Below are 1,494 nucleotides of genomic sequence, written 5' to 3'. Positions count from 1 at the left end.
GACTTGAGTAGTGGGCCGCGTGGTCGTGGCCCATCGATGATGATGCAAAGAGGAACGGACTTCATGAACGACCAGATTCACTCCGACGGCTCGGACCACGAGCACGGAGCGCTTGGCGACGCCGAGTACGCGGAGTTCATGGAGCTCGCCGCGCAGGAAGGCTTCGACCCGGAGGACATCGACAGCGAACTGGCCGCGGCCGGGCACGGCCCGCTGCCCGTGCTCGCCGTCGTCGGCCGCCCCAATGTCGGCAAGTCGACCCTGGTGAACCGCGTCATCGGCCGCCGCGAGGCGGTCGTCGAGGACAAGCCCGGCGTCACCCGCGACCGCGTCACCTACGAGGCCGAGTGGGCGGGCCGCCGCTTCAAGGTCGTCGACACCGGCGGCTGGGAGCAGGACGTCCTCGGCATCGACGCGTCGGTCGCCGCGCAGGCCGAGTTCGCCATCGAGGCCGCTGACGCGGTGGTCTTCGTCGTGGACGCCACGGTCGGCGCGACCGACACCGACGAGGCCGTCGTCAAGCTGCTGCGCCGGGCCGGCAAGCCCGTCGTGCTCTGCGCCAACAAGGTCGACGGCCCGTCCGCCGAGGCCGACGCCGCCATGCTCTGGTCGCTCGGCCTCGGCGAGCCCCACCCCGTCTCGGCGCTGCACGGCCGCGGCACCGGCGACATGCTCGACGCCGTGCTGGAGGCGCTGCCCGACGCGCCCGCGCAGACCTTCGGCACCGCGCTCGGCGGGCCGCGCCGCATCGCGCTCATCGGCCGCCCGAACGTCGGCAAGTCCTCGCTCCTGAACAAGGTCGCGCGCGAGGAGCGGGTCGTCGTCAACGAGCAGGCCGGCACCACCCGCGACCCGGTCGACGAGATGATCGAGCTGGGCGGCAAGACCTGGAAGTTCGTGGACACCGCGGGCATCCGCCGCCGCGTCCACCTCCAGGAGGGCGCCGACTACTACGCCTCGCTGCGCACCGCCGCCGCCGTGGAGAAGGCCGAGGTCGCGGTCGTACTGATCGACGCCTCCGAGTCGATCAGCGTGCAGGACCAGCGGATCATCACGATGGCCGTCGAGGCGGGCCGCGCGATCGTCATCGCCTACAACAAGTGGGACACCCTCGACGAGGAGCGCCGCTACTACCTGGAGCGGGAGATCGAGCGCGACCTGGTGCAGGTCCCGTGGGCGATGCGGGTGAACGTCTCGGCGCTCACCGGCCGCCACATGGAGAAGCTCGTCCCGGCGATCGAGACGGCCCTGGCGGGCTGGGAGACGCGGGTGCCGACGGGGCGGCTCAACGCCTTCCTCGGCGAGATCGTGGCCTCCCACCCGCACCCGATCCGCGGCGGCAAGCAGCCCCGCATCCTCTTCGGGACGCAGGCGGGCGTCCGGCCGCCGCGGTTCGTCCTCTTCGCCTCCGGCTTCCTGGAGGCGGGCTACCGGCGGTTCGTCGAGCGCCGGCTGCGCGAGGAGTTCGGCTTCGAGGGCACTCCGATCCATATC

At 71.8% G+C, this 1,494-nt stretch carries 1 protein-coding gene; it reads left to right on the top strand.

Annotated features, from left to right (window positions below):
* Positions 1–63: 63 nt before the first annotated feature.
* Positions 64–1,494, top strand: a 1,431-nt coding sequence (gene der, locus ACFU99_RS43370) for a ribosome biogenesis GTPase Der (protein ID WP_384404235.1), incomplete at its 3' end; no start/stop codon positions are given.

Origin of the sequence: Streptomyces sp. NPDC057654 (assembly GCF_042800135.1) — a bacterium.
In the GTDB taxonomy this organism is placed as follows: domain Bacteria; phylum Actinomycetota; class Actinomycetes; order Streptomycetales; family Streptomycetaceae; genus Streptomyces.
The sequence above is the reverse complement of the archived record's forward strand: the minus strand, read 5'-3'. Positions and strand labels throughout refer to the sequence as shown.